This is a genomic window from Streptomyces xylophagus, from assembly GCF_000716435.1.
In the GTDB taxonomy this organism is placed as follows: domain Bacteria; phylum Actinomycetota; class Actinomycetes; order Streptomycetales; family Streptomycetaceae; genus Streptomyces; species Streptomyces xylophagus.
On the sequence record NZ_JNWO01000013.1, the window covers coordinates 202,005 to 226,612 of the forward strand.

The 24,608-nt window shown below is 70.8% G+C and carries 23 protein-coding genes and 1 pseudogene; 7 read left to right on the top strand and 17 right to left on the bottom strand.

All coding sequences use genetic code 11. The annotated features are described in order from the left end of the window. Positions 1-9: 9 nt before the first annotated feature. From OO70_RS28245 to OO70_RS28260, 4 genes are all read right to left on the bottom strand, one after another. A complete protein-coding gene (locus OO70_RS28245) occupies positions 10-810 on the bottom strand; it encodes a TetR family transcriptional regulator (RefSeq protein ID WP_043677118.1) in 801 nt (266 codons plus the stop codon). Positions 811-821: 11 nt separating this feature from the next. Next, a complete protein-coding gene (locus tag OO70_RS28250) occupies positions 822-1,340 on the bottom strand; it encodes a thiol-disulfide oxidoreductase DCC family protein (RefSeq protein WP_051741680.1) in 519 nt (172 codons plus the stop codon). Then, positions 1,337-1,732 carry a hypothetical protein gene (locus tag OO70_RS28255; protein ID WP_043677120.1) on the bottom strand — a complete coding sequence of 132 codons (396 nt, stop codon included), beginning with the start codon at positions 1,730-1,732 and terminating at the stop codon, positions 1,337-1,339. Before OO70_RS28255 ends, OO70_RS28250 begins: the two co-directional genes overlap by 4 nt. Positions 1,733-1,828: 96 nt before the next feature. Further along, on the bottom strand, positions 1,829-2,239 hold the full coding sequence (locus tag OO70_RS28260; protein WP_043677122.1) for a VOC family protein: 411 nt from the start codon (positions 2,237-2,239) through the stop codon (positions 1,829-1,831). A gap of 75 nt (positions 2,240-2,314) precedes the next feature. Between OO70_RS28260 and OO70_RS28265 the strand changes: the two genes are divergently transcribed. Next, the gene (locus OO70_RS28265) at positions 2,315-3,037 is read left to right on the top strand and encodes a class I SAM-dependent methyltransferase (protein WP_234336938.1); all 723 of its coding nucleotides are present in this window, start codon (positions 2,315-2,317) and stop codon (positions 3,035-3,037) included. Here OO70_RS28265 and OO70_RS28270 read toward each other — a convergent pair. From OO70_RS28270 to OO70_RS51350, 5 genes are all read right to left on the bottom strand, one after another. Continuing rightward, entirely contained in the window at positions 3,010-5,781 is a 2,772-nt protein-coding gene (locus OO70_RS28270) for a helix-turn-helix transcriptional regulator (RefSeq protein WP_051741682.1), read from the bottom strand. The genes OO70_RS28265 and OO70_RS28270 overlap by 28 nt on opposite strands. 130 nt (positions 5,782-5,911) lie before the next feature. Continuing rightward, positions 5,912-7,459, bottom strand: a complete 1,548-nt coding sequence (locus OO70_RS28275; protein ID WP_158711525.1) for a penicillin-insensitive murein endopeptidase — start codon at positions 7,457-7,459, stop codon at positions 5,912-5,914. Between the two features lie 4 nt (positions 7,460-7,463). Beyond that, on the bottom strand, positions 7,464-9,386 hold the full coding sequence (locus tag OO70_RS51345) for a hypothetical protein (protein WP_051741684.1): 1,923 nt from the start codon (positions 9,384-9,386) through the stop codon (positions 7,464-7,466). Positions 9,387-9,396: 10 nt separating this feature from the next. Further along, on the bottom strand, positions 9,397-10,779 hold the full coding sequence (locus tag OO70_RS28285; protein ID WP_051741686.1) for a hypothetical protein: 1,383 nt from the start codon (positions 10,777-10,779) through the stop codon (positions 9,397-9,399). 5 nt (positions 10,780-10,784) lie between these two features. Then, the gene (locus OO70_RS51350; RefSeq protein ID WP_051741687.1) at positions 10,785-11,882 is read right to left on the bottom strand and encodes a hypothetical protein; all 1,098 of its coding nucleotides are present in this window, start codon (positions 11,880-11,882) and stop codon (positions 10,785-10,787) included. 466 nt (positions 11,883-12,348) lie between these two features. Here OO70_RS51350 and OO70_RS28295 point away from each other — a divergent pair, with 466 nt between their 5' ends. Continuing rightward, positions 12,349-13,077 carry a hypothetical protein gene (locus tag OO70_RS28295; RefSeq protein WP_234336939.1) on the top strand — a complete coding sequence of 243 codons (729 nt, stop codon included), beginning with the start codon at positions 12,349-12,351 and terminating at the stop codon, positions 13,075-13,077. Here the strand turns inward: OO70_RS28295 and OO70_RS28300 are convergent. The 8 genes and pseudogenes from OO70_RS28300 to OO70_RS28335 form a co-directional block, all read right to left on the bottom strand. Further along, complete coding sequence (locus tag OO70_RS28300; RefSeq protein ID WP_043677135.1) at positions 13,039-13,752, bottom strand: LiaF transmembrane domain-containing protein; 714 nt, start codon at positions 13,750-13,752, stop codon at positions 13,039-13,041. The two genes, OO70_RS28295 and OO70_RS28300, sit on opposite strands and share 39 nt — an antisense overlap. Positions 13,753-13,800: 48 nt before the next feature. Next, the gene (locus tag OO70_RS28305) at positions 13,801-14,130 is read right to left on the bottom strand and encodes a hypothetical protein (RefSeq protein ID WP_158711526.1); all 330 of its coding nucleotides are present in this window, start codon (positions 14,128-14,130) and stop codon (positions 13,801-13,803) included. Next, positions 14,127-14,726, bottom strand: coding sequence for a hypothetical protein (locus tag OO70_RS28310; RefSeq protein WP_063749744.1), 600 nt, complete (start codon positions 14,724-14,726; stop codon positions 14,127-14,129). The genes OO70_RS28305 and OO70_RS28310 overlap by 4 nt, the downstream gene beginning before the upstream one ends. 145 nt (positions 14,727-14,871) lie before the next feature. Continuing rightward, a complete protein-coding gene (locus tag OO70_RS28315) occupies positions 14,872-15,651 on the bottom strand; it encodes a succinate dehydrogenase iron-sulfur subunit (protein ID WP_043677140.1) in 780 nt (259 codons plus the stop codon). Beyond that, positions 15,651-17,405 (bottom strand): succinate dehydrogenase flavoprotein subunit, encoded by a 1,755-nt coding sequence (gene sdhA / locus OO70_RS28320; protein WP_043677143.1) that lies wholly within the window; start codon positions 17,403-17,405, stop codon positions 15,651-15,653. Before sdhA ends, OO70_RS28315 begins: the two co-directional genes overlap by 1 nt. Positions 17,406-17,435: 30 nt before the next feature. Next, the gene (locus OO70_RS28325; protein WP_019066876.1) at positions 17,436-17,918 is read right to left on the bottom strand and encodes a succinate dehydrogenase hydrophobic membrane anchor subunit; all 483 of its coding nucleotides are present in this window, start codon (positions 17,916-17,918) and stop codon (positions 17,436-17,438) included. Positions 17,919-17,924: 6 nt separating this feature from the next. Continuing rightward, positions 17,925-18,311: pseudogene (sdhC, locus tag OO70_RS28330) on the bottom strand (succinate dehydrogenase, cytochrome b556 subunit); the annotation flags it as partial. Positions 18,312-18,558: 247 nt separating this feature from the next. Continuing rightward, complete coding sequence (locus tag OO70_RS28335; protein WP_043677146.1) at positions 18,559-19,056, bottom strand: 2-oxo-4-hydroxy-4-carboxy-5-ureidoimidazoline decarboxylase; 498 nt, start codon at positions 19,054-19,056, stop codon at positions 18,559-18,561. A gap of 219 nt (positions 19,057-19,275) precedes the next feature. Between OO70_RS28335 and OO70_RS28340 the strand changes: the two genes are divergently transcribed. The 5 genes from OO70_RS28340 to OO70_RS28360 all read left to right on the top strand — a co-directional run bounded on the left by OO70_RS28340 (position 19,276) and on the right by OO70_RS28360 (position 24,590). Beyond that, entirely contained in the window at positions 19,276-20,949 is a 1,674-nt protein-coding gene (locus tag OO70_RS28340) for a beta-N-acetylhexosaminidase (RefSeq protein WP_234336940.1), read from the top strand. Between the two features lie 108 nt (positions 20,950-21,057). Beyond that, positions 21,058-21,729: a DUF4328 domain-containing protein gene (locus OO70_RS28345; RefSeq protein ID WP_234336941.1), complete on the top strand. Its 672-nt coding sequence runs from the start codon at positions 21,058-21,060 to the stop codon at positions 21,727-21,729. Between the two features lie 157 nt (positions 21,730-21,886). Next, entirely contained in the window at positions 21,887-22,486 is a 600-nt protein-coding gene (locus tag OO70_RS28350; RefSeq protein WP_043677150.1) for a hypothetical protein, read from the top strand. 112 nt (positions 22,487-22,598) lie between these two features. Beyond that, positions 22,599-23,000 carry a hypothetical protein gene (locus OO70_RS28355; protein WP_051741689.1) on the top strand — a complete coding sequence of 134 codons (402 nt, stop codon included), beginning with the start codon at positions 22,599-22,601 and terminating at the stop codon, positions 22,998-23,000. A gap of 114 nt (positions 23,001-23,114) precedes the next feature. Further along, on the top strand, positions 23,115-24,590 hold the full coding sequence (locus OO70_RS28360) for an MFS transporter (RefSeq protein ID WP_043677153.1): 1,476 nt from the start codon (positions 23,115-23,117) through the stop codon (positions 24,588-24,590). The last annotated feature ends 18 nt before the right edge of the window (positions 24,591-24,608 follow it).

The following is a 24,608-nucleotide window of genomic DNA, read 5'->3' on the forward strand; positions in this document are numbered from 1 at the left end:
CCTGATCGCTCAGGGGCGTTCGTCGTCGGCGTTTCCGGCGGCGGACGCCCCGCGCTCGTCCTTCCCCTTCTCCTTCCCCTTGTCCTTCTTCGCCGGGTCGGGCAGCGCGTGGGTCATGCCCGGCAGGAAGTCCGTGAACAGCTCGTGCACCTCCAGGACGAGGGGCCGCAGCACCCGGAAGCGCGCGAGGGACACACCGCGCGCGGTGAGCCGGGCACCGCGCTCCGCGAGCCGGTAACTCCGCTCGCGCCCTTCCGTCCGGTCGAACACCCAGTACAGGACGAGCCCCATCTGGGAGAGCCACATCAACTCCGGGAGCACGTCCCGCAGTTCGGGCGCCACCTTGGTCTTCGCCCCGAACAGCACCTCCTTGTGGACGCTGATGGCCTGCACGCGCGCGTGCTCGCTCTCCGGGGAGAACGGGCTGAGCGGGCTGTCCGGGTCGGCGGCGTTCTTGAAGAACTGCACCGCGAACTCGTGGTAGGGCTTCGCGATGTCCAGCCACACCCGCAGCACGCCCGCGAGCCGCGCCTCCAGATCGGTCTCCCGGTCCAGCACCTCGCGGACCGCGAGCCGGTGCTCCTCGGCGATCCGGTCGTAGAAGCCCTGGATCAGGTGCTCCTTGCCGGCGAAGTAGTAGTACGCGTTGCCGACCGAGACGCCCGCCTCCTTGGCGATCGCCCGCATCGTCGTCTTGTCGTAGCCGTGCTCCTGGAACAGCCGCATGGCCGTCTCCAGGATCAGCGCGCGGGTCTGCTCGGACTTGCTGGGGGTGGCGCCGTCGTCGGGGCCGTCGTTGTTCGCGGGCACGGAACCAGAGCCTAACCAGTGGCACAGGTGCCGCTGTCGCAGCCCGGCGCGGTGTAGGTCCACCCCTGGTGCGGGTCGTACGACCACCCGTCGCCCCGCCGGTACACCCGCCCGCCCCACTGCCGGGCGTTCGCCTGTCCGGCGCCCCACTGCGCCCCGCGCCACCTCGCGGCGGCGAGCACGGCGCCCCTGGCGATCCTGGCCCCGGCCGGGGTGCTCAACCGGTGGGCCAGCGGCCGGTGTTCGCGCAGGGCCCACAGGGTGACGATCCAGGCGGCGGCGCCCTGGTAGACCTGCCCCGAGTCGCCGACGACGGTGATCTCGTCGAGGGTGGCGCGATGGTCGAGCGCGGGGAAGCGCTGCCGCGCCTCTTCGGAGGACGCCGGTACGAACTCCAGCGGCACCAACTGCGACTGCCGTACGAGCCAGTCGCGCAGGAAGGTGCACAGGGAGCAGTCGGCGTCGTACAGGACGGTGAGCCGGCGGACCGGGGTGGCCCGGTCCGCCGGGACGGCTGCCACCGTGCTCACGCCCCGACCCAGTCCTGCGGCGCCACGGGCGGCACCTGCTCCCGCTCCATGACACCCCGCCGCCGGATCTTGTTGAGCACGTACACGTTGCCCAGGTGCATGACCCCGAGCACCAGCAGCACCACACCCACCTTGGTGGACAGGGCCTCGAAGATCCCCCGGGTGTCGTCGATGGTTCCGTCCCCGCTGAGGTAGAGCGCGACGAACCCGAGGTTCACGAGGTAGAACCCCACCACCAGCAGGTGGTTCACGGCCTCGGCGAGCTTCTCGTTCCCCCGCAGCACGTCCGCGAGGAAGATCCGCCCGTTGCGGCTGAGTGTCCGTGCCACCCAGATGGTGAGCCCGATGCTGACGATCAGGTAGATGACGTAGGCGACGACCGTGAGGTCCATGCGCCTCCCCCTTCTTGAACGCGTTCAAAAACGCTGACAGGGAAAACTGTAGGGCTGTTTTTGAACGCGTTCAACTCGCCTGTGCTGGGACCTGCGTCACACCCGTCGCGCCAGCTCCGGCCGCTTCGAGTAGTCCGTGAACCCGATGACGTTCCCCCAGGGATCGGCGATCTCGACGGTCCACCCGGTGGCCACGGAGAAGGGCGCGTCGAGCAGCGCGATTCCGGCGGCCCCGAGTCGCTGCGCGGCCTTCCGCGCGTCCGGGACCTCCAACCACACGCGCGGCGAGGGCCACGGCGGCGGCCGGTGCCCGAGTCCCTCCTCCTGTCGCAGCAGCACCCCGGGCGTCTCGCCGCCGACCTTGAGGATCGCGATCCCGGCCTCGTCGAGCCGGAACCCGACGGTGAATCCGGCACGTTCGTAGAAGGGGACGGCCTCGGCGAGGTCTCCGACGGGGAGGAGGACGTTGTCGAAGCCGAGCAGTTCGTACGACTCTTCATCTGACATACCGTCAGGTTAGGGCGATGATAGGCGCGGGCCCGGGATTGTTGCGCACAGGCGCGTTCGCATAATCTCGCGGACATGTCAGATGCAGAGGTGTTCGCGGGAGTCCGACTGCTCGGCCCGCCGGAGGCCGACGGCGAGTACATCGCGCTGAGCGACGACGAGACGGTGCACCTGCACGAGTACACCCGGATCTACGCCGTCCCCGGCCTCTACGAACACGTCGTCCAGGACCTGCTGCGGTGCACCTCACCGGAGGTCGCCGCCGCGGGCTTCCTGCGCGCGGCCGAGCGCCTCGGCCTGGACCCGGCCTCGCTGACCGTCCTCGACGTCGGCTCCGGCACGGGCCTGGTCGGCGAACTGGTGCGCGGCGGTGGCGTCGCCCGGGTCGTCGGGGTCGACGCGCTGCCGGCGGCGCGCGCGGCGGCCCTGCGCGACCGGCCGGGCGTCTACGCCGACTACGTGGTCGGCGACTTCCTGCGCGACGACGACGCACTCCGGGAGGCGCTGCGCCCGTACCCGCTCGGGGGACTGGTGTCGGCCGGGGCGTTCGGCGGCACGCACGCCACACCGCGAGCGCTCGAGAACGCGCTCGCGCTGCTGCCGCCCGGCGCGCCCGTCGCCTTCACGATCGACGAGCGGTGGATGGACGTGTCGGATCCGGAGGGGTTCGGGGCGGCGGTCGAGCGGTTGGTGACCGACGGGGACCTCGTGGTGCTGGAACGCACACGGTTCCAGCACCGGGTGACGACGTCGGGGGAGCCGATCTTCTATCAGCTGGTCGTGGGCCGGACCGGGTGAGGTGCCGGGGATGCCGGCAGTTTGTCCAGAAGGCCCATGCGTGAGGTGATCCCCAGCTTGGTGTAGGCGTGGCTGAGATGGAACTCGACCGTCTTGACGCTGAGCACCAGGTGGCGGGCGATCTGGCGGTTGGTCAGTCCGGACGTGGCCAGGCGGGCGATCGCCAGTTCCTGCGGGGTGAGAGGGGAGTCGGGCACGATCGCCCCGACGCTGGCGGCCAGTTCACGCTCGCAGTGGGCCGCGCTGGGAGCGGCGCCCAGCTCGGTGAAGACGCGCAGGGCCCGGCGCAGCTGCCCGGCGGCGTCGGTCCGCCTGCCCGCGCGGCGCAGGAACGCACCGTAGGCGAGGTGGACACGGGCCCGGCCGAAGGGGTCCGGCACCTGTTCCGCGTGGCCGAGTGCCGTGCGGAACGACCACTCCGCCTCGGTCGGCGACCGGCGCGCCGCCAGCAGGGTGCCGCGCGCCCGGGCCGCCGCCGCCAGCCGGGAATGCCGGCCCCGGTGGGCGGCGGGTGCGTCCAGGCCGTCCAGGATCCGCTCGGCCTGCCGGTGTTCCCCGAGCGCGGTCAGTGCGTCCACCAGCAGATCACGCCAGGGCGCCACGGGCGTCTCCGCCACCGACTCCCGCTCCAGCAGGGGCAGCAGCGCACTCGCCACCTCGTCCTGCGCCCCCCGGGCCACGGCCAACTGGGCCTGAGCCCTGGCCACATGGGCGAAGCTCGACGCACCGCGACCGTGGCCGAGGCTGTCCCGGGCCCTCGCGAGGTACTCGGCGGCGCGCTCGGTCAGCCCCCGCAGAGCGAACGCCCCCGCGGCGTCCGCGTGAGCGATCGGCTCCAGCCAGGCGAGACCGCCGGCGGCAGCGGTCTGTGCCGCCGATTCGAGTTCCCGCAGGGCCACGTCCCAGTTCCCGAGGCGGAGTTCGGTCTCGCCCAGGAGGAGCTGGGCCGTCGCGCGCAGGGGCACCGGACCGCTCCGGCACAGCGGTGCCGCCGAGCGCAGATCCACCCGGCTGCCCTCCAGGTCGTCGGAGCCGAGTCGCAGCGCACTCCGGCCGAGCAGCAGGTCCACGTCGCAGGACTGGACGAGTACGGACTCCGGCAGCCCCGCCGCCTGTGCGATACCCTCCTCGGCGGCACCCGTCAGGCCCAGCGCGGCCAGGTGCGCGTAGCGCAGCATTCCGCAGGTGAACGGCACGGGCGGCAGGTTCGCGGCCCGCTCCGCCCAGCGCACGGCGGCCACCGCCTCGCCCTGCAGGAGACAGACGTGGGCGAGCCGTTCCGTGATGCGCCGGGCCAGCGCCGGGTCCAGGACCGGGTCGCAGTGCAGCCACGCGTCGTCGAGGAGCAGCCGGGCGCTGGGTGTCTCGCCCCGGGCGAACGCCAGCCGGCCGTGGGCGTAGCGATGGACCGCCCGCGCGGTGTCGCCCGGCAGCGAACGCACCAGGACGACGGCCTCCTCCACCCGTCCGTCGCACAGCAGCGCGTCCGCCGCTTCCACGGTCAGCCGTTCCCGCTCGGGCCGGGTGGCCGCCATCCGGGAGGCGTACGCGGCCATCGACGCCGCTCTGGACCAGTGGCCGGCGGCGGCCTGCCGGCGGGCGCCCGAGGCGAGGTCGGCGACCAGGGCCGGATCCGGGCTGCGTCCCGCGAGCACCTGGTGCCACGTCCGGCTGGCGGTGTCCTTGCTGGCCTGCACCGCCCTGGTGTGCAGCGCGGCCCGGCGGGCCGGCCCCAACTGGTGGTAGACGGCGGCCCGGACCAACGGCTGCGGGAAGGCCAGCTCGGGCGGCCCGCCCGCCGGGCACTCCTGCAACAGCCCCTGTCCTACGGCCTGTTCGACGGCCGGCAGCGGGTTCTCCAGACCGGCGAGCTGTGCCACCCGGTGCAGCGGCGCGCACAGCCCGAGCACACTGACGGCGGCGACGAGGTCCCGGGCCGGAGGGTCGCAGCGCGCGAGGCGGTCCCGTACCAGCGACTGGTACGAACGCGGGGCGGGCAGCGGCGAGTCGGACGAGACCAGGACGTCCGGCGGCACCTCGCGGAGCAGCGCGCGCAGGTGCAGTGGATTGCCCCGGGTGTGGGCGTGCAGTCTGCCGACCGCGTGCGGCGGCAGGCCCGCGGGCAGCAGCCGACCGCACAGCGCGCCGGTCTGCTCGGCGGTCAGTCCGTCGAGAGTGAGGCGGAGGGTGTCGTCGTCCGCCAGCAACTTCCCCAACCCCTTGGGAAGTTGGGCCTCGGCGGGCCCGGGGACGGCCAGCACGGTGAGGACCGGCTCGGCCTGCAGACGGCGCAGGACGAAGGTGAGGGCGTCCAGCGACGGGACGTCCGCCCAGTGGGCGTCGTCGATGACGAGCACGACGGCGGTGTCCGCGGGGATGCGGCAGGCGAGGGACAGCAGCCGCGCCCCGGTCGGGCCGGGCTCGTCCTGCGGCTCCGGTACGTACTCGCCCACCCTTGTCTGGCTGAGGAGTTGGGTGAGTACGCCGTAGGCGAGTGCCGTCTCGTTCTCCGCTCCGCTGGCCTCCAGGACGTGTACCCGGTCCGCCGTGCGCAGGAAGCGGCGGACCAGGGCGGTCTTCCCGATGCCGGGCGGACCCTCGACGACCACCAGCCGCGAAGCGCCGGCGCGGGCCTCGCGCAGCCGGTTCTCCATCGCTCTGAGCTGCGGCCCCCGGCCGTGGAACGACAGTTCCCCGGCATCGGCGGATTGGTGCGCGTGGTACGGCAGTGCGTTCACCGGCATGTCGACGTCTACCCCCGTGGTGTCGTCGGTGTTCCCAGGGCCATGCTGGCCGCCCTGTCACGGGGGTTCAACGCGTGTGCCGTTGAGCGGTCCGGCCCGCCGGGGTGGAGGGGGCTCACCCCGGCAGGCCTCACCCCGCGAGGACCCGCACCGCGGGGACGGGCAGCGAGGCGAGCCTGCGCTGCACGAAGAAGGTGTTCTTGTTCTGGTTGAGACCCGCCACCGGGCCGATCCACTGCCATCCCATCCCGGCGGCGTACTGCTCGGTGAAGCGCCGCCACTCGTCGGGGTTCGGGTACCTGCGGTTCGCGTCGTGGAAATAGACGTACGTGGAGCCGAACTCCGTGGCGTTGCCGACCGGGTTCGGGATCGCCCCGCCGAGCGCCCGTACGGCCACCGACCGCGCCGCGGCGGGCAGTTGGGCCCACGGCCGCTTCTGGAGGTCCAGGTAGGCGCGGCGCTGGCCGCGCGGGATGCCGGGCGGGGCGGGCGGTCCGAAGGTGCCGCCCGTGCGGACGAAGTCGGGCCGGTCCATGTTCCGTCTGCTCGCACCCCAGCTCTTGAGGACCGGTTGCAGCGGGGTCGAGTAGGCCCGCAGAAAGGCGTTGAACGTGCGGTAGTAGGGGCGGGTGAGCAGCGCGTACCGGTTGAACATCGCCCAGATGACCGCATGGCTGTCGGCGTCGTCCCGGCCGCCCGACTCCCCGATGACGAAGCGCGCGGTCCACTCGACGTCCTCGTCGGTGAACCGGTAGGGCGCCTTGCCCTGGGCGCTCAGTACGCCGAAGCGCTCCGCTGGAAGCACGGCGACTACCCCGCGGGCCGGTGGGGGCTGGTCGCGCAGTTCCCCGCGCCCCTTACGGGGCGTGGTACCGCCCGGGACTTCCAGGACCGGGCCGGAACTCCGGCGGGCGGCAGCGGACGCCGCCGGCGGTGACGGGGGCGGTGGCGCGAAGCGCACGTGGAGATGGTCGTCGTGGTTCTTCAGAGGGCGTACGCCGCGCACCTCCGGGTCGTTGAAGAAGATCGCGTGGACCGGCAGCACGCCGTTGCTCCGCAGCAGGTCGACGAGTTCCTGCGTGAGCGCCCGGGAGTAGGAGGGGTGACGCCAGGTCGTCGGTCCCGGACGGCGGTCGGCCTTCACCGGGCGGATGTCCACGTCGAGCCCGAGCCGGTGCGAGACATGCCCGGGCAACGGGCCGCCGCCGTTGCGGCCGATGTCCCGGATGTCGAGCACGGGCCCCTGGGGATGCGCCCGGTGCCAGGCCGCCCCGACGGCCAGCAGGGCACGGGCGGTCTCCGGCCGCCCGAACCGGTACGCGGGCCGGCCCGTCGCCCGGACACCGAGTCCGTGCTCGGGGAGCTGATAGGCGATCGCGGGGTCCCTGGCCACTCCCGCGGCGGTGCGCAGCAGCGCCCAGGTGGCGGGCCCGACGATGCCGTCCGCCGGGGAAACGCCGTGCGCCGTCTGCCACTTCAAGGTCTCGGTGCCGAGCGCGGCCCAGTCCCAGTCCCTGCGGTGCCGGGTGAGTGCCCGCCGGACGGCCGGGAGGTGGGCCTCCCAGCCGAGCGAACGGGCGTAGGCGCGGTTGCGTGCGGTGGTGGTGCCCACGCGCCCGGTCCGGGCGACGGGCGTGAGCCCGGTCCCGTTCCGTCGGGCGGTCGGGGTCGTCGGCATGACCTCACTCCCCTTCCGGCCGGCCGCGCCGCGCCGCACCCGATCGGCCCGGCGGCAGCCCGGCGGGCCGCCGCTCGGGCTGCCTGCCGCGCGACAGCTCCCGCGGTGCCCGGGCGGCCCGGGGCAGTTGCGCCCTGGACTCCGCCGGGTCCAGCCGACGGGTGTCCCGCTGCTGGGAGCCCGAGCCGACGGAGTGCCGGTCCTGCTGCTCCAGCAGCCTGCGCCGCAGATGGACGGCCGGCATGGTGGCGTCGATACGCGAGTCCGTACGGTCCAGACCGAGGTCCACCCCGGTCACCGAACGGTACGAGTGCAGGTACCCCTGGATCTCCGAGCGCCAGTAGCGGGCCCAGTTCGCCGCCTGCGTACGGTCGTTGACCGCGTTCCAGTTGCCGTAGCGGACCGACAGGAGCAGCTGCTCGCCGAACCGGCCGAGGTCGCGGAAGTGGATGACGGTGTCCGGGGTCCAGCCCTGGAGCCGCTTCATGGTGTCGACGCGGTCCATCCACTGCTCGGGGTAGGCGACCATCGTGCGGCCGGGCAGGAACTCCCGCATCTCCGGGCGGGCCATGATCCATTCCTCCATCAGCATCTCCTGACGGGCCGTCCAGGGCAGGTCGCCGTACTGGTTGTGCTGCCCCTCGGTCAGCAGCAGATGGACGTCCTTGAGCGCGTTGAGCACAGGGAAACCGTCCGCGATGATCGTGGTGTCGTCGTCGTCGCGGAAGAACACGGACGTCAGACTCAGCAGGGTGTGGAAGGCCTCCAGGAAACGGGGACGGCTGTCCACCGGTCGCAACGGCGGTCCGCCGGGCGCCAGTTGGGTGATCCCGTACTGGTGGTCGTACTCGTAGGCCCGGCGCAGCGGCGACAGCCGGTTCTGCTCGTCCTGCACATAGCCCCACATCAGCTGGTTGAGGGCGCGCAGCGGATCGATGTCGACGTGGGCCAGCGGGTCGTAGTCGCCGGGGCCGTGCAGGTTCTGGAAGCGCGCGGCGATCGCCTCCGTGGACTGGCCCAGCATGCCCTCCTCGTGCCAGTACGACCAGATCAGTTCGAGGAAGCAGGGGAAGGTCAGCTTGTCGCGCAGGATGCCGAAGGCCTCCACACCGAACTTGTCCGCCTCCGTGATCGCCAGCTCGCCCAGCTTCAGCCGGATCACCCCGAGGTAGGGCAGCAGCGCCAAGTCCTGCTCGTCCGGGCGGCGTTCACCCGAGGAGCGGGCCGAGATGTAGCGCAGCCAGCGCTGCTGGATGGCCCGCGCGAAGGCGTCGCCGTCCACGTCGCCCGACTCGCCGTAGCGGCGCCGCTCCTCCTCCAGGTCGACCCCGTCGAACGGGGACGTCAGGTCGGCGCTGTCTACGTGGACCCCGCAGCGCACGAGGAGAAACACCTCGGTGGCGACCTTCAGCAGCCGGTACGCGTCCACGCCCGGGAACGGCAGGGCGCGCGGCCCGATCTTCTTGCGCGGCTCGCTGGGGTCGGGCAGTCCGGTGCCGTTCATGAGCGGGTCGATGAACGCGGTGTACTCGTTGAACGAGATCCGGTCGGTGGAGCGGCGGATCGCCGTCCACAGGGCCTGGTCGTCCGTCGGGTCCGAACCCGCCCTGCGCAGCTGGACGTTGATGCTGTCGCCGGCGGCGAACGGCCGCGCCTGGACGGTGAGGTCGGCCGTGCCCACGTCGTTCGCCGCGTTCTGGTTCTGGTGGTGGAACGTCACCCGGGCGGTGTAGGCGCCGGGCTGCTGGTCGTCCGACACGTCCCAGAGGGCGCGGGCGGGGTCGTGCGGGTCGCTCGGCAGCGGGCCGAAGCCGAGGACTTCCCAGCTGATGGTGGTCCCTTCCGGGGCCGGCTGGTCGGGTTTGGCGAACAGGGAGACGCGTCCGCCCTGTTGGATCTGTTGGGGCCGTACTTCGATCGTGGCCATCACGGCCTCCTCAACGGCTGTCTGGAGCGGAGAGCTCCGTGGGGTGTGCGATGTTGTCTGCGGGTGCGTCGTGGCTGGTCGCGCAGTTCCCCGCGCCCCTTTGGGGCGCGACTGTGGCCGCGCTCAAGGCCTCTAGCGTGTTGGAGAGTGCCCAGTGGGTGATCAACTCCCCTAGTAGGCGGCTCTCCTCCTCGGGAGTGATCAGGGACGCGGCTCTGGCCTGGCCCAGGACCGCCAGGACGAGCGTGGGCGGTGCGGTGCGCAGCAGCTCGGGCTGTCGTGTCCAGCGCCGGTGGCGGGCCAGGAGCAGTGCGGGGGTACGGCTGGACCGGGGCATCAGGTCGGCCAGCCGGGCACCGCTCAGCGACGGCGGACGATGGTTCGTCAGCAGCCGGACGAAGCGGGGCACGGACCGTTCGAGGAGCGCGGTCAGCTCGCGCAGTTCCCGCGGGGCGCGGTGCGGTGGATAGAGCGCGGCCCACAGCGCGCTGAGCTCCCGCCACTGGGGATGCGGGTACAGGGCGTCGCCCATGGCGCAGCTGAGCCGGACCCTGATGTACGGGAACGGATGGGGGTCGTCGAGGGCCGGGGCGAGCACCAGCCGGCGCGGCAGACTCACCACGGCCATCAGACCCAGGGTGCCGCCGATGCCGAGCTTCCCCACGGCGAAGAGATCCGCGAGCACCTCGGAGAGGGTCAGCCCCCAGTAGCGGAACGCCGTCCGCTCGGCCGCCGTACGGGCGTGCCGCTCGATGTCGTACAGCACGGGCCGCAGTGAGCCGAGGAGCCCGAGCTGGGCGACCGCCTGATGCCCGACCTCGTGCACCAGCGAGGAGCCGATGCCGTATCCCACCATGCGTTCGCGGGGGATCCGGATCAGTGAGACCGGGCTGCGGCCGCCGCCGGGGATGCGGGTGTGCACCCGGCGGATCGCGCCGCCCGGGCCGCGGGCGAGGTAGCAGACGATGGGCGGCGGGTCGGCGAGCGGGGTGCCCGGGGTGGTGAGCGCGTCGACCGCCGCGACGTCGAGCCCGGCGAGCTGCACCCCGACCTCGTGCTCGCTGCGCTGCGTGACCGCTTCCGAGAAGAGGTCGAAGTGGGTCAGTACGGAGTTGAACTCCCAGCGCAGCAACGAGAACTGGTGCTGCTGCCACTCGGGTTCCCGGTCGCCGCCCGGCCCGTTCAGCCACTCCAGATACGCGCCGACCCGTCCCCGAAGCCTGCTCCGCCCCTCCATGAGGAAGCGCTCGATCGCGCTCTGGGCGGCGGCGGACGGTGCGGCGGCAGGCACCATGGTCTCGTGCAGTGCGAACGGCTTGACCCGGTTCAGGCGGGTCAGCAGTGCGCGGGCCTCGCCTTCGAGCAGCGCGGTGGCTGCCGGCCGCAGGTCCATGGCGGTCAGGCCCCCATGATGACGATCTTGCGGCCCTGTCGGACCCAACGACCCGACCGGGCATGGCCGTTGAGGTGGCTGTTGTGGTGGCCCTCGTGGTGACCGTTGTGGTGGGCCCCCTCGGCGTGCCCCCAGCCCTCTTCCCGGGCGCGCTTCTCCTCCTCGGCGCGCCCCCACTCCTCCTCTTCCTCCGTTTCCTCCTCCTCGGAGCGCCCCCAGCCACGCTCCTCACCGAACTCGCGCTGCTCCTCGCGGTGTCCCCACTCCTCGCGACGACCCTCTTCGCGGCGGCCTTCCTCGCGGTGACGCTCCTCGTGGCGGCCTTCTTCGTGGCGGCCCTCTTCGCGGTGACGCTCCTCGTACCGTTCCTCGCCGCTCGGCCACTCCGCGAACTCCCGGGATTCGCCCCACTCCTCCTTGGCGGCGGGGGCGTCCGGTGCCGGTGCCGCTGTCGCGGCCGGCTCCTCGACGAAGGCGGGCACGGGCGCCGGCCAGTACCAGGGTGCCGGGACGGCGAAGGCCCTGAAGCGTCGGGCCACTCCCGGCGCGTAGCGGCGTGCGGCGGAGTGGACGGCCTGCTGGGCCAGGGCCCGCGGGGCCGCCCGGCGCGAGCCGAACGCCGCGTTCCGTGCGGCGGCACCGCTCAGGGCGACGAAGCGCCGGGCGGTCTCGAACTCGTACTCCTCGTGGTCGACGCCCTCGCCCTCGACCTCGAACAGATTGCTCGCCCAGCTGCCCGCTTTGGAGCCGACCACGGTGCCGAGGCCGGGGCCGCCGATCGCCGTCCCGATGGCGCCCCCGATGGCCGGCAGCGCCTGTTTGGCGACGTTCTTGAGGATGCCGCCGAGCTGCTGGCCGACCGGGGAACGCAGGAAGCCCCCGGCCTTCTTCGCCGCGGCCCTCAGCCAGTTCCCCAGGAACTGCTCCAGCTCCTCCTCGGAGGTGACCCCCAACAGCTCGGTGGCCAGCTGGACTTCCTCCTCCTCGCTGAAGGGACTCTCCAACGACTCGGCCACCCGCTCCTCACGGTGCCTCTCGGCGCCGAACTCCTCCTCCTCTTCCTCCCGGTAACGCCTTCCGAATTCCTCTTCGTACGGCTGCATAGTGATCAGCCCCTCCCGGCCGTGAGCCGACGCGACCTGTCCGAACCCCTGAACCAGGGCCTGGAACGGCAACGTTGGCAGCGCACCGGGTACGGCGTCGCCAGGGGCGGGCCTGGGGGAGACCCTGGGAACGGGTGCTGCCAGGGTCCCTGGGGTGGCGGACAACGCAGGGCCTCGCCAAGGCTGTTGGACGAGCGGCTCGGACCGCCGGCAGTGCCGCTCCCCTTGCCGCCGGGGAAGGGGCCATACTGATCAGCGTTCACGAGCGCATGGGGGAGGCGAGTGCGTGCGAAGGGTGCTGGCGGTACACTTCGTGCCGTGTGCGCTCTTTGTCGGCTGCCTGTACGGATTGGTCCGGGCGGGGAGCTTCTCGGGGCGTAGCGACTGGAGCGCCGTCCTGCCGTCGAGTCCGGCTTCCGCCGCCGGGGCTCTTCTTCTGGTCGGGGCCTGCGCTGCCGTACTCGGAATGCTGTTGCAGCCTTTCCAAGTGCGGGCGGTACGGGTGTTGGAGGGGTACTGGGACCGGTGGCCGGTCACGGCCGGATTCGCCGGGGTGTTGATGGAGTTGCAGCGCCGCCGTGGACAGGCGCTCGCAGATCGGGCCGACGCCGAGGCCGACGCCGGTCCTGACACCCGGCGGGTCGCGGCCGATGCCTCCAGACGTCTGACCACCTTGCCGGACGCCGCTCTTCTGCCCACCGCGCTCGGCAACGCTCTCAGGTCGGGTGAGCTCAGCGCGGGAGAGCGCTACGGACTCACCACCCTTTCATCGTGGCCTCGCATCTATCCGCAGGTGTCCGCCCCCCTTGCCCGGGCGCTGAGTTCGGCCCGGGACACGCTGGACACAGCGGTCAACCTCTGCCATGCCTTCCTCGCCTGCACCGTTCTCCTGCTGGCCGCCCTCTACGACGAACCAGGCGGATGGTGGCTGATCGCGCTCGCGCTGGGTGCGGCCGCGGTGGCGTACAAGGGAGCGGTGATCGGGGCCCAGACGTATGCGGGGCTCATGCATGTGGTGTACGACCTGCACCGTTTCGACCTGGTCGACGCCCTGCACCACCCACTGCCGGACCGTGACGGGGAGTGGGCGCTCTTCCAGCGCCTCTCCGACCGGCTCGCGGGGCGCCGGGTGAACCTGCCCTACGCGCACGGGAGTTCACGCCCGGACGAGACTGAAGGCCCCGGCCAGCCCTAGCAGGTGCAGACCGACCTCGCGAGCCGTGTCGGCATCGGTGCCCGCCCGCGGACCCGTGTCGCTGACGCGGGTGAGGACAGTGCCGGCGGTACGGACCGTGACGGGCCAGTCCCTGGGCACGGTCAGATGGACATGCCCGGCCACCGCCGTGACCTGGACCGTCAGACTGCCGTCGAGAAACGAGTCGGTCAGATCGGCACGCAACTCACCGGCTATGGCACGGAGTACCACCTGCGACGTGTCCGTACGGCTGCCGAGCCCGTCCGCGGTACGGACCCGGCCGGTCGCCAGTACCCGCGTCCACTGGTGGGACTCCGTCTCGTGGGAGGACAGCACCAGCGCCAGACCTACGACGATCAGAGCGGCCGGTGCGACGAAGTCGGCCAGGTTGCGGGCACTGATGCCGTGCGCCGCCGCCAACCCGCCCAGGGCCAAGGCGGCGAGCAGGCCGGGTGCGATGAGCGAGCCGGGCGTGATGGCCGAACGCAGCAGATTCAGCAGGGCGAGGGCGAGCAGCAGCCAGGGCCACCAGGACGAGAGCCAGTCCGCGGCGGCCCGGACCCGGTGCGTGCTGTCGCCGAGGGCGAAACTGCCGACGATCAGGACGGCCAGGCCGAGCCACAGACGGGAGCGTTGACCACCCCGGCCCCCGGTCCGACCCCCTGCGCCCGCCACGGGGGCCATCGTAGTGGGGTGATCGCAGGGGCTTCTGGGGCGGGGCGGCTACCGATTGAATTCGAAGCGCGCCCTGTTCGCCAGCTCGCTCTCGGCTTGCAGAGTTTCGTAGGACTCTTTGCACGCCACGTGGATGGACGGAGGCAGGTAGCGGAACGCGCAGCTCGCCCCGTGCTTGTGCGCGAACTGGGCGTTGTATGTGGCGAGATAGATGTCCATCGCCTCGGCGCCGCCTTTCAGCGTGGCGTGCCAGGCGGCGATTGTGTCGCCTCGGAGTGCGGGGCCGACCACTGTAAAGCAGCGGTGGCCCCGGCAATCTGTGGTTCCTGGTTCAGCGACCCTGCCTTCGCCCGGCAAGGTCATGGCATGGGATGTCATGCGTTCTCCCTCGGTTTGGCGATCGCGCTCAGCACGGACCCACGCTCTCGGCGCAGTTGCGTGGTCTTGCGGTAGATGGCGAGCGTCCATGCCACCTCCACGACGGTGCACAGCAGCACCAGCCCGGCGGCCGCCCATCGACAGGGGGCTTGTTGGCCGCCGTCCGGTGGGATCAGGACGGTGACGACACCCAGGCCCAGCAGGACGGTTCCCGCGTTGAAGCAGTGGACTGCCCGGTCGTTGTTGCGCGCCCACTTGCCGTAGTCGTCCCCCTGCCATGCGTACAGCTGGGTCAGCAGCGCCTCGTCTGCGGGGCTGTCGTCGAGGTCGTGCCAGTCGTGGATGTCCTGGCGCGAGTAGGAGAACTGCCGTGAGTAGTGGTGCAGTTGGATGCTGGCCAGCAGGGCCATCGAGGTGGCCACGAGCATCAGCAGGCTCACGCCGGGCCAGTAGAAGATCTTCTTGTCCTTGTCCGCTGCGGCGACGACCCCGGCCAGGGCCAGCGCGGCCCCGGTGAGCAGTGGGGCGGCAATGGAATGGGCTTCTTTCGATGCGTGCCCGTATCCCAGTGGTACGGGTGCTCTCAGCAGCGCCATGTTCCCCCTCCCGGGCCGACTGGCCTCAGGTGAGGAGTGTGACGGCGGAACGGGTTCGTCGGCAGGAGCGCAAACCGGCCAAAAACACCAGAGGGCCCTGTTCCCGAAGTGACGGAAACAGGGCCCTGATGCAGTGCTGGGAAGGTCAGAAGCGCCGGGTGATCAGCGCCCGCTTCACTTCCTGGATCGCCTTCGTGACCTCGATGCCTCGCGGGCACGCGTCCGTGCAGTTGAACGTGGTCCGGCAACGCCACACGCCGTCACGGTCGTTGAGGATCTCCAGGCGTTGTTCGCCCGCCTCGTCACGGCTGTCGAAGATGAAGCGGTGGGCGTTGACGATGGCGGCCGGGCCGAAGTACTGGCCGTCGTTCCAGAAGACCGGGCAGGAGCTCGTGCAGGCCGCGCACAGGATGCACTTCGTGGTGTCGTCGAAGCGCTCGCGGTCCTCGGCCGACTGCAGGCGCTCGCGCGTGGGCTCGTTCGTGTCCTTCGTGATGAGGAAGGGCATGACGTCGCGGTACGCCTGGAAGAACGGGTCCATGTCGACGACCAGGTCCTTCAGGACCGTCAGACCCTTGATCGGCTCGACCGTGATCGGCTTCTCGGGGTTGAGGTCCTTGATCAGGGTCTTGCAGGCGAGACGGTTCTTGCCGTTGATCCGCATCGCGTCCGAGCCGCAGATGCCGTGGGCGCACGAGCGGCGGAAGGTCAGCGTGCCGTCGATGTCCCACTTGATCTTGTGGAGGCCGTCGAGGACGCGCTCCTTGGGGTCGATCTCCAGCTGGAAGTCTTCCCAGACCGCTTCCGCCGAGACCTCGGAGTTGAAGCGGCGGACCCGGAAGGTGACCGTGATGTACGGGGAGTCGGCGAAGCCGGGCTCGGGCTGGCCGGCCGCTTCCGCCTTGTCCAGAACAGGGGTAGCCATCAGTACTTACGCTCCATCGGCTGGTAGCGGGTCTGGACGACCGGCTTGTAGTCGAGACGGATGGACTCGGTGCCGTCGTCGCCGACCTCGCGGTACGCCATGGTGTGGCGCATGAAGTTGACGTCGTCGCGGTTCGGGTAGTCCTCGCGGTAGTGACCGCCGCGGGACTCCTTGCGGGCGAGCGCGGAGACCGCCATGACCTCGGCGAGGTCGAGCAGGTTGCCCAGCTCGATGGCCTCGAGGAGGTCCGTGTTGAAACGGCGGCCCTTGTCCTGGATCGAGACGTTCCGGTAGCGCTCGCGCAGCTCCGCGATCTTCTCGACCGCCGTCTTGATCGTCTGCTCGGTGCGGAACACCATGACGTTCGCGTCCATGGTCTCCTGCAGCTCGCGCCGGATGACCGCCACGCGCTCGGTGCCCGTGGAGTTGCGCAGGTGCTCGACCTGGTCGATCACCTGCTGCGCCGGGTCCTCCGGCAGCTCGACGTACGACGCCTTCTGGCTGTACTCCGCCGCCGCGATGCCCGCCCGGCGCCCGAACACGTTGATGTCCAGGAGGGAGTTGGTGCCCAGGCGGTTCGCGCCGTGCACCGACACGCAGGCGACCTCGCCGGCCGCGTACAGGCCCGGGACCACCGTGGTGTTGTCCGTGAGGACCTCACCCTGGACGTTCGTCGGGATGCCGCCCATCGCGTAGTGCGCGGTGGGCTGGATCGGGATCGGGTCCGTGTACGGCTCGATACCGAGGTACGTGCGCGCGAACTCCGTGATGTCCGGGAGCTTCGCGTCCAGCTGCTCCGGCGGGAGGTGCGTGAGGTCGAGGTAGACGTGGTCGCCCTCGGGACCGCAGCCGCGGCCCTCACGGATCTCCGTGTAGATCGAGCGGGACACGACGTCTCGCGACGCCAGGTCCTTCATCACCGGCGCGTACTTCTCCATGAAGCGCTCGCCGTCCTTGTTGCGGAGGATGCCGCCCTCACCGCGGGCGCCCTCCGTCAGCAGGATGCCCATGCGCCAGATGCCGGTCGGGTGGAACTGGAAGAACTCCATGTCCTCCAGCGGGAGGCCACGGCGGTAGACCGCCGCCTGGCCGTCGCCCGTCAGCGTGTGCGCGTTCGACGTCACCTTGAAGAACTTGCCGCAGCCGCCGGACGCGTAGATCACGGCCTTCGCCTGGAAGACGTGGATCTCGCCGGTCGCCAGCTCGTACGCGACCACGCCCACGGACGTCTTCACGCCGTCGACATCGGCGATCAGCTGGTCGAGGACGTAGAACTCGTTGAAGAACTCCACGCCCTCCTTCACGCAGTTCTGGTACAGCGTCTGGAGGATCATGTGGCCGGTGCGGTCGGCCGCGTAGCAGGACCGGCGGACGGGCGCTTCACCGTGGTTGCGGGAGTGGCCGCCAAAACGCCGCTGGTCGATCGTGCCGTTCGGCGTGCGGTTGAACGGCAGGCCCATCTTCTCCAGGTCGAGGACCGAGTCGATGGCCTCCTTCGCCAGGATCTCGGCGGCGTCCTGGTCGACCAGGTAGTCACCGCCCTTGATCGTGTCGAAGGTGTGCCACTCCCAGTTGTCCTCCTCCACGTTGGCGAGCGCGGCGGCCATACCGCCCTGCGCGGCGCCCGTGTGGGAGCGGGTGGGGTAGAGCTTCGTCAGGACCGCGGTGCGGCTGCGCTTCGTCGACTCGATCGCGGCGCGCATACCGGCGCCGCCGGCGCCGACGATGACGGTGTCGTATTTGTGGATCTTCATCAGAATTCCTCAGTCCCTCAGCCCGATGGCCTAGCGGATGTTCGGGTCGAAGGTGAAGATCACCAGCGTGCCCAGCAGGATGGTGAACACCGTGGCGGTGTAGAGCAGGCCCTTGAGCCACAGCCGGGTGTTCGCGCGCTCCGCGTAGTCGTTGATGACCGTGCGCAGGCCGTTGGCGCCGTGCAGCATCGCCAGCCAGAGCATCAGCAGGTCCCAGACCTGCCAGAACGGCGAGGCCCAGCGGCCGGCCACGAAGGCGAAGCCGATCTTGGAGACGCCGCCGTCGAGGACGAGCTGGATCAGCAGGTGCCCGAGGACCAGGACGACCAGCACGACGCCGGACAGGCGCATGAAGAGCCAGCCGTACATCTCGAAATTGCCCCGGGTCGACTTCGGGGTCTTCTTGGTGCGCTTGCGGGGGGCCTCGATGAGGGGCGCGGGGTTGTCTACGGTGTAGACGGCCGCGCTCTCCACCGGGCCGATGCCCGACGCTGCGGTTTCAGTCGTGGACATGTGGCGTCAGCTCCCGAAGAGAACACGAGCGGCGTGGCCGAGCACGGGGTAGATCGCCCCGAGCATGAGCACGATCCACAGGCCGACGACGGACCAGAGCATCTGCTTCTGGTAGCGCGGGCCCTTCGACCAGAAGTCGACGGCGATGACGCGCAGGCCGTTGAGGGCGTGGAAGAGGATCGCGGCGACGAGGCCGTACTCCAGCAGTGCCACGATCGGCGTCTTGTAGGTGGCTACGACCTTGTCGTAGTCCTCAGGGGAGACACGCACAAGAGCGGTGTCCAGCACGTGTACGAACAGGAAGAAGAAGATGAGGACGCCGGTGACTCGATGAGCCACCCAGGACCACATTCCTTCCCGGCCGCGGTACAGCGTTCCAGCCGGCACGGAAGCCCTCCGGGAGCGGGGATGTAGGGCCGCGCCGGCTTCTCTGTCGGTCGGGCCCGGCCGGGTACGGTCCTCCGGCCCTCAGCATCGTAGCGAGGCGCTGACGCGGGTCTTACGGCGGGCCTGCCTGTGTGATCAAACTGGCACCCAAAGCTGCACGTACGGGCTAGTTTCGGGCGGCTAATGGGGTGGGGGGTTCTGTTGAATGCCGGGTGCGGCGCCGTTGTGGCTGGTCGCGCAGTTCCCCGCGCCCCTAAAAAACCTTCGCCAGCCGCCCTCTTGCAAGGCGCCGCAACTCTTCCGCAACGACCACCCGTTCCTCCTCCGGATCGTTTGTCAAACGTGACCGGATGGCTGCCAGTACGTGGTCCAGGACCTCGGCCGGTGCAATCCCGTCCGGGCAGATCACGAACACGTGGCCGAACCTCGCCTCGTACGCGGCGTGGGCCGCGTCCAACGCCATGTGGGCGGCCTCGTACGTGTCGTCGGGGAGGACCGGGAGTGACTCGCCCGCCAGCGCCTCCGCCAGGTCTCCCGCCGTGAGGTCGTACGCCGCCTCGTCGGACGCGGCGAGCAGGGAGTCCAGGTCGGGGTAGGGGCGGTGGTCGGTGAGGCGGCGGGACCAGCGGAGGCTGTGGAGGCAGGTGAGGAGGGTGTGCCGGGCGTCGTCGGTGGGCGCGGTGTTGAACGCGTCCAGGGTTTTCGGGGACGGTGAGGTGCGGGACTGCTCGGGCAGCGCCGGTATGGCCACTCGGCCGGGGAGGTGGGGAAGGCGGTGCGCAGGCAGTGTGGATCCTCGCGTCACGGACGGTGCGGCAGGGGATGCGGTGCTGAAGAGTGAGAGGTGCGTCACCACGTTATCGGGAGTGGTCAGGACGTGTCCGAGAGATGCCCGAATTTCACCCGGACGGGAGAGTTTCGGAACGTGTGGTGGACACCTGCGGTCCGCCGGGGGCCGTAGGTTGGCGCCGTGAGCCAGCACAGGCGCCGCTCGTCGGCGAAGCAGGTGAAGCAGCGCAAGCAGCGGCGGGGGTTGATCGCCGTCGCCGCGGCCACCGTGGTGGTCGGGGCCGGAGTGGGCCTCGGGCTGTGGTCGGCGTCCGGGGACGGCGGGAGTCCGGTGGGTGCGGCGCTGAGCCCCGCCGACGGCACCTCCTCGTCCTCGCGGGCGTCGGCCTCACGCACTCCCACCCCCACTCCGAGCCCGACCCGCGTCTATCCGCTGTCGCAGACGCCCCGCACCATTCCCGCCGTGCGCGCCCACACCCCCGCGCGCGGTTCCGGATGGCGGCCCGCCAAGGGGTACCGGGTCGTGGTGGACGACGCCGACCTCGTCGACGAAGGGCGGCTGATCGCCGGGGAGTTGGGGCTCACGTACGCCGGCGAGGCGGGTGACGTGCGCGCCGGGGACGTACGACTGGCGCTGAACGACGACGAGGGTGCGGACCCGGAGTCGTACGCGATGACCGTGCGGGGCGGGCGGGTCAGTATCAGCGGGCCTTCGGACGCGGGTGTTTTCTACGGCACCCGGACGCTCAAGCAGGAAGTGCACGGCGGCGGTACGGCGCCGGAGGGCGTCGTGCACGACCGACCGGCCAAGCCGCGGCGCGGGTTCATGCTGGACATCGCGCGCAAGCCGTTCACTGCGTCCTGGATCGAGGACCGGGTACGGGAGTTGGGCGACCTGAAGTTCAATGAACTCGGGCTGCACTTCTCCGACGACCAGGGGTTCAGGATCGCGTCCACGACCCATCCCGAGGTCGTGTCGAAGAACCACCTGACCAAGGCGCAGGTGAAGCAGATCGTCGATCTCGCCGCCGCCCGGCACATCGCCGTCGTGCCCGAGATCGACTCGCCGGGGCACCTGGGCGCGGTGCTCGCCGCCCACCCGGATCTGCAACTGCGGAACGTGTCGGGTGTCGCCCGGCGTGGGGCCATCGACATCTCCAAGGACGCGTCCGCCGCGATCGTCGACGAACTCCTCGACGAATACGCCGGGTTGTTCCCCGGCGACCAGTGGCACCTCGGCGGCGACGAGTACCAGGCGCTGACGGTCGCCAACCCCCAGGCGTCCTTCCCGCAGTTGGCGGCCGCGGCCACGAAGGCCTACGGCTCCGGCGGCACCGTCGCCGATCTCACCACCGGCTGGCTCAACGACCGCGCCGACACGGTCCGCAACCACGACCGGACGATGCGGGTGTGGAACGACGGCTTCCTCAAGGGGACTTCGGTGGCGGCGGCCAAGGATCTCCAAGTCGCGTACTGGACGGGCAAGGAGATCGGCGCCCGGCAGCCCGTCGCGTATCTGAGCGCGGGGCGCAAGATCCTCAACTACAACGACGAGTACCTGTACTACGTCCTCGGCGAGCCGCAGACCTTCGTCTATCCGACCGGGCAGCGGATCTACGAGCAGTGGACCCCGCGGGTGCTGCGCGGGACGCAGGCCGTACCGGTGAAGTACGACGCCCAGATCCTCGGCGGCTCCTTCGCGGTGTGGTGCGACCTGGCCAACTCGCAGACGCAGGACCAGGTCGCGGCCGGCATCCGGATGCCGCTGCGGGCCACCGTCCAGAAACTGTGGGATCCGGGGAAACCGGCGCTGACCTGGGCGCAGTTCAAGTCCCTTGCGGGCAAGGTGGGTTGAGCGGGGCGGTTGGCGCGGCTGGACTTGCGGGGCCGGTGGATCGTATGTTCCCCCTTCTGTTCTTACTCGGGGGGTTGCTTCATCGTGTCCGTTCCCATGCCCACACCCATGACCAGGCCAGGGTCCTACCTGCGCTCGCCGATCGGACTCGGCCGGACCGCCGCCGCGTTGCTCGGGCTGGTCATCGCCGCCGATCTGTTCGCCGTCTACGCCGATCTCGCGCTGTACGACGTGACGGGCGACCTCATGGACGGCGCGTCCGGCACCGCGGTCACCCGGAGGCTGGACGACGCGAACTCGCTCAACACGGTGGCCGGCGGCGTCCAGGCGGGCTCGCTGGTGATGTGCGTCATCGTGTACCTGTGCTGGTTCGTGCGGGTGCGGGCCAATGCCGGGGTGTTCGATCCGTCCACGCAGAGCATGAAGCCCGGGTGGGCGGTCGGCGGGTGGTTCGTGCCGTTCGTGAACCTCTGGTACCCGCGCCGGATCACCCGTGACATCTGGGACGCCAGCAGCCCCGCGGGCGCCCGCAGGTCGTATCTGCTGGTCAACGCCTGGTGGACGCTGTGGATCGTGTCGCTCCTCGCGGACCGGGTGGGCTCCGCGCAGTCCGGGGACGCCGACACCGTGGACGGGACCCACGCCGGCGCCTACGCGATGATGATCTCCGACGCCCTCGACATCGCGGCGGCGGCGCTGGCGATCGCGCTGGTGCTGCGGCTGACCCGGATGCAGCACGCCAAGGCGCTGGCGGGACCGGGAGTTCCGGTCGGGGTCTGAGTGGGGTCGATCGCGTCTCCTGCTCGTTGGCCGAAAACCTCTTCTTCCCTGTTCTCTGCCTGCTCGGGGGCGTCCCGTGTGACACTCCCGGGGTGGAGCACGCAGTCAGGGGAAACGTGCGCTCCATAGGGGAGGGGCCCCGAAGAGGGAGGTCTGGATGACTCTGGTGGAACTGATCGCGCAGGCCGACGAACGCGCACTGGCCGCCGGTGGACTGGCTTGTTTGGATCGGTGCGTGCCGTTGCTCGGCGGCGACGACGAGGTGCTGCGGCCCCTGTGGGCCGGCCTCGCGGACGGGGCTGAGGGGGAGACGTGGGGCGAGTGTCTGGAGCAGGCGCGCGCCAAGCTGCCCGCCCCCTTCGAGGAATCCGGTGAGGAAGCAAGCGGGGTATCCGGCGAGGACCGGGCCGTACAGCTCGCCCGCACGATGCTCGCGACCGCACCGGCCGTTCCAGCGGGTACTCCGGTACGGGAGTGGGCGGATGCCTGCTCGCTCGCCTCGCTGCGGATCCACCGGCTCCTGGAGGTCGTGACCCCCGCTGGAGACGCGGACGCGGACTCGGTCGACTCGCGCCGTGAAGGTCGTACGGACGGCATGTCGCCCCTCGTCGCCGCCGAACTGCGGCGCCAGATCGCCGTTCTCGAACTCCTCGCCGGGACCGGCCAGGGCGGACTGCGCCAGGTGCTGGCGGTGTCGACGGAGGGGCGCCGGGTGCTGCGCGCGGTGGTGTCGCGGCGGGCGCGCGGGCGGGGTTGAGCGCGGGGTCTGTGTCCGGCCTGTGGGGGAGGTGGGGCGGTCCTGCGCCGGTCCGGGGAAATGCCCGGATCGTGGTGACGGAACACCCCGCCACCGGGGTTCTCTCGGTGCGATGACACATGTGATGACAGCCCAGGAGTACCGGCCCTCCGCCGCCGCGCGGCCCGTCCGGTGGGCGGCGGACGCCGTGGCGACGATGCGTGAAGGGGCCCGGGTGCGGCTCGACTACTCGCCGCGGAGTCTGTGGCGCGTCGACCGGATGATCGAGGAGATACGGCGGGAGGGCGCGCCGTACGCCGCGATGGAGAGCGAGTTGCGCGGTTTCGGGGCGTACGCCGGTGAGGTGATCGTGCGGCAGACCGGCGCCGAGTGGTGGGCGACCGGCGGTGAGCACTGGCTGCGTACTCCGGAGGGGCGGCTGTGGGACCCCATCGACGAGGCGCGGCGGTGTTTCGGCGGGCACGGGTCGCTGCGGCTGCTGTGCCGGGACGCGGTGAACGGCGTACGCGAGTAACGGAGTTCGGTGGCGCGGCGCACGGCAAAATCGCCGTAATAAGAGACGGCGGCGTTCCCAAGGGGTGGGCTGCGGGAGGACGATGAGGGCGGCCGCCGGACCCGGGGAGGAACCATGGCCGACAACCGTCGTTGGTGGGCGCTGGTCGTCATCGCGCTCGCGCAGTTGATGGTCGTCCTCGACATGACCATCGTCAACATCGCCCTGCCCTCCGCCCAGACCGACCTCGGTATGTCGGACGGAAACCGGCAGTGGGTCATCACCGCCTACACGCTCGCCTTCGGCGGACTGCTGCTGCTCGGTGGCCGGATCGCCGACCTCGCGGGGCGCAAGAACACGTTCATGATCGGGCTGATCGGCTTCGCCGCCGCGTCCGCGCTCGGCGGTGCCGCCGCCAACCAGGGGATGCTGTTCGGCGCCCGAGCGCTGCAAGGAGTCTTCGCCGCGCTACTGGCCCCCTCCGCGCTGTCGCTGCTCACGACGACGTTCACCGACCCCAAGGACCGCAGCAAGGCCTTCGGCGTGTTCGGAGCAATCGTCGGCGCGGGCGCGGCAGTTGGTCTCCTTGCCGGCGGCTTCCTCACCCAGTACCTGGACTGGCGCTGGTGCCTCTACGTCAACGTGCCCATCGCGCTGGTCGCGTTCGCCGGTGCCTGGGTCCTGCTCAGCGACAGCTCCCGGCACCCGGACGCCCATCTCGACATCCCCGGCGCACTGCTCGGCTCCCTCGGCATGCTCACCCTGGTGTACGGCTTCTCCGAGGCGGAGTCCCGGAGTTGGGGCGACGGCCTGGTGCTGACGCTGCTCGCAGGCGGTGTCGTGCTGCTGGTCGCCTTCGGGTTCTGGCAGACCCGGGCACGCGTTCCGCTGCTGCCGATGGCGGTGGTGAAGGACCGTCAGCGCATCGGGGCGTTCCTCACCATCCTGTTCGTCACCATCGGCATGTTCGGTGTGTTCCTCTTCCTCACCTACTACATGCAGCGCGTCCTCGGCTATTCGCCGGTCAAGACGGGCGTCGCCTATCTCCCCATCACCGTCGGCATGATCACCGGCTCCACGCAGATCGCGGCCCGGTTCCTCAACCGGGTTCCGCCGCGCACCCTGATGGTCCCGGGCCTGCTGATCGCGGCGGGCGCGCTCGCGCTGATCGCCCAGGTCGGGGTGGAACCCGCGTACGCCACGTACATCCTGCCCGGCATGCTGATGCTCGGCCTCGGCATGGGTACGGCGATGATGACCTCGGTGTCCCTGGCCACCGGAGGCGTCGCCCCGCGCGACTCCGGCGCGGCCTCCGCCACCTTCAACACCGCCCAGCAGGTGGGCGGTTCGATCGGTACGGCCCTGCTGAACACCATCGCCGCCACGGTCACCACGCGCTACGCCACCGCCCACGCGGGCCCCGGCGTGAACAAGCAACTGCTGGAGGCGAAGGCCGCGGTGCACGGCTTCAACGTCGCCACCTGGTGGGCGATGGGCTCGATCCTGCTGGCCGCCCTCATCGCCGGCGTCCTGGTGAACACGGACCGGGTGCCCACCCCGGGAGCCGCCCCGGCGGAGACACCCCAACAGCCCGTGGACACCACGATCTAGGGTCTACGTCCATCCAGG

Excerpts from the sequence above, each read along its gene's own strand:
- OO70_RS28255 (WP_043677120.1), bottom strand. The coding sequence starts at position 1,732 with ATGGACCTCACGGTCGTCGCCTACGTCATCTACCTGATCGTCAGCATC.
- OO70_RS28260 (WP_043677122.1), bottom strand. The coding sequence starts at position 2,239 with ATGTCAGATGAAGAGTCGTACGAACTGCTCGGCTTCGACAACGTCCTC.
- OO70_RS28265 (WP_234336938.1), top strand. The coding sequence starts at position 2,315 with ATGTCAGATGCAGAGGTGTTCGCGGGAGTCCGACTGCTCGGCCCGCCG.
- OO70_RS28270 (WP_051741682.1), bottom strand. The coding sequence starts at position 5,781 with ATGCCGGTGAACGCACTGCCGTACCACGCGCACCAATCCGCCGATGCC.
- OO70_RS28275 (WP_158711525.1), bottom strand. The coding sequence starts at position 7,459 with ATGCCGACGACCCCGACCGCCCGACGGAACGGGACCGGGCTCACGCCC.
- OO70_RS51345 (WP_051741684.1), bottom strand. The coding sequence starts at position 9,386 with ATGGCCACGATCGAAGTACGGCCCCAACAGATCCAACAGGGCGGACGC.
- OO70_RS28285 (WP_051741686.1), bottom strand. The coding sequence starts at position 10,779 with ATGGACCTGCGGCCGGCAGCCACCGCGCTGCTCGAAGGCGAGGCCCGC.
- OO70_RS51350 (WP_051741687.1), bottom strand. The coding sequence starts at position 11,882 with ATGCAGCCGTACGAAGAGGAATTCGGAAGGCGTTACCGGGAGGAAGAG.
- OO70_RS28295 (WP_234336939.1), top strand. The coding sequence starts at position 12,349 with ATGCTGTTGCAGCCTTTCCAAGTGCGGGCGGTACGGGTGTTGGAGGGG.
- OO70_RS28305 (WP_158711526.1), bottom strand. The coding sequence starts at position 14,130 with ATGACATCCCATGCCATGACCTTGCCGGGCGAAGGCAGGGTCGCTGAA.
- OO70_RS28310 (WP_063749744.1), bottom strand. The coding sequence starts at position 14,726 with ATGGCGCTGCTGAGAGCACCCGTACCACTGGGATACGGGCACGCATCG.
- OO70_RS28315 (WP_043677140.1), bottom strand. The coding sequence starts at position 15,651 with ATGGCTACCCCTGTTCTGGACAAGGCGGAAGCGGCCGGCCAGCCCGAG.
- sdhA (WP_043677143.1), bottom strand. The coding sequence starts at position 17,405 with ATGAAGATCCACAAATACGACACCGTCATCGTCGGCGCCGGCGGCGCC.
- OO70_RS28325 (WP_019066876.1), bottom strand. The coding sequence starts at position 17,918 with ATGTCCACGACTGAAACCGCAGCGTCGGGCATCGGCCCGGTGGAGAGC.
- OO70_RS28345 (WP_234336941.1), top strand. The coding sequence starts at position 21,058 with ATGACCAGGCCAGGGTCCTACCTGCGCTCGCCGATCGGACTCGGCCGG.
- OO70_RS28350 (WP_043677150.1), top strand. The coding sequence starts at position 21,887 with ATGACTCTGGTGGAACTGATCGCGCAGGCCGACGAACGCGCACTGGCC.
- OO70_RS28355 (WP_051741689.1), top strand. The coding sequence starts at position 22,599 with ATGACACATGTGATGACAGCCCAGGAGTACCGGCCCTCCGCCGCCGCG.
- OO70_RS28360 (WP_043677153.1), top strand. The coding sequence starts at position 23,115 with ATGGCCGACAACCGTCGTTGGTGGGCGCTGGTCGTCATCGCGCTCGCG.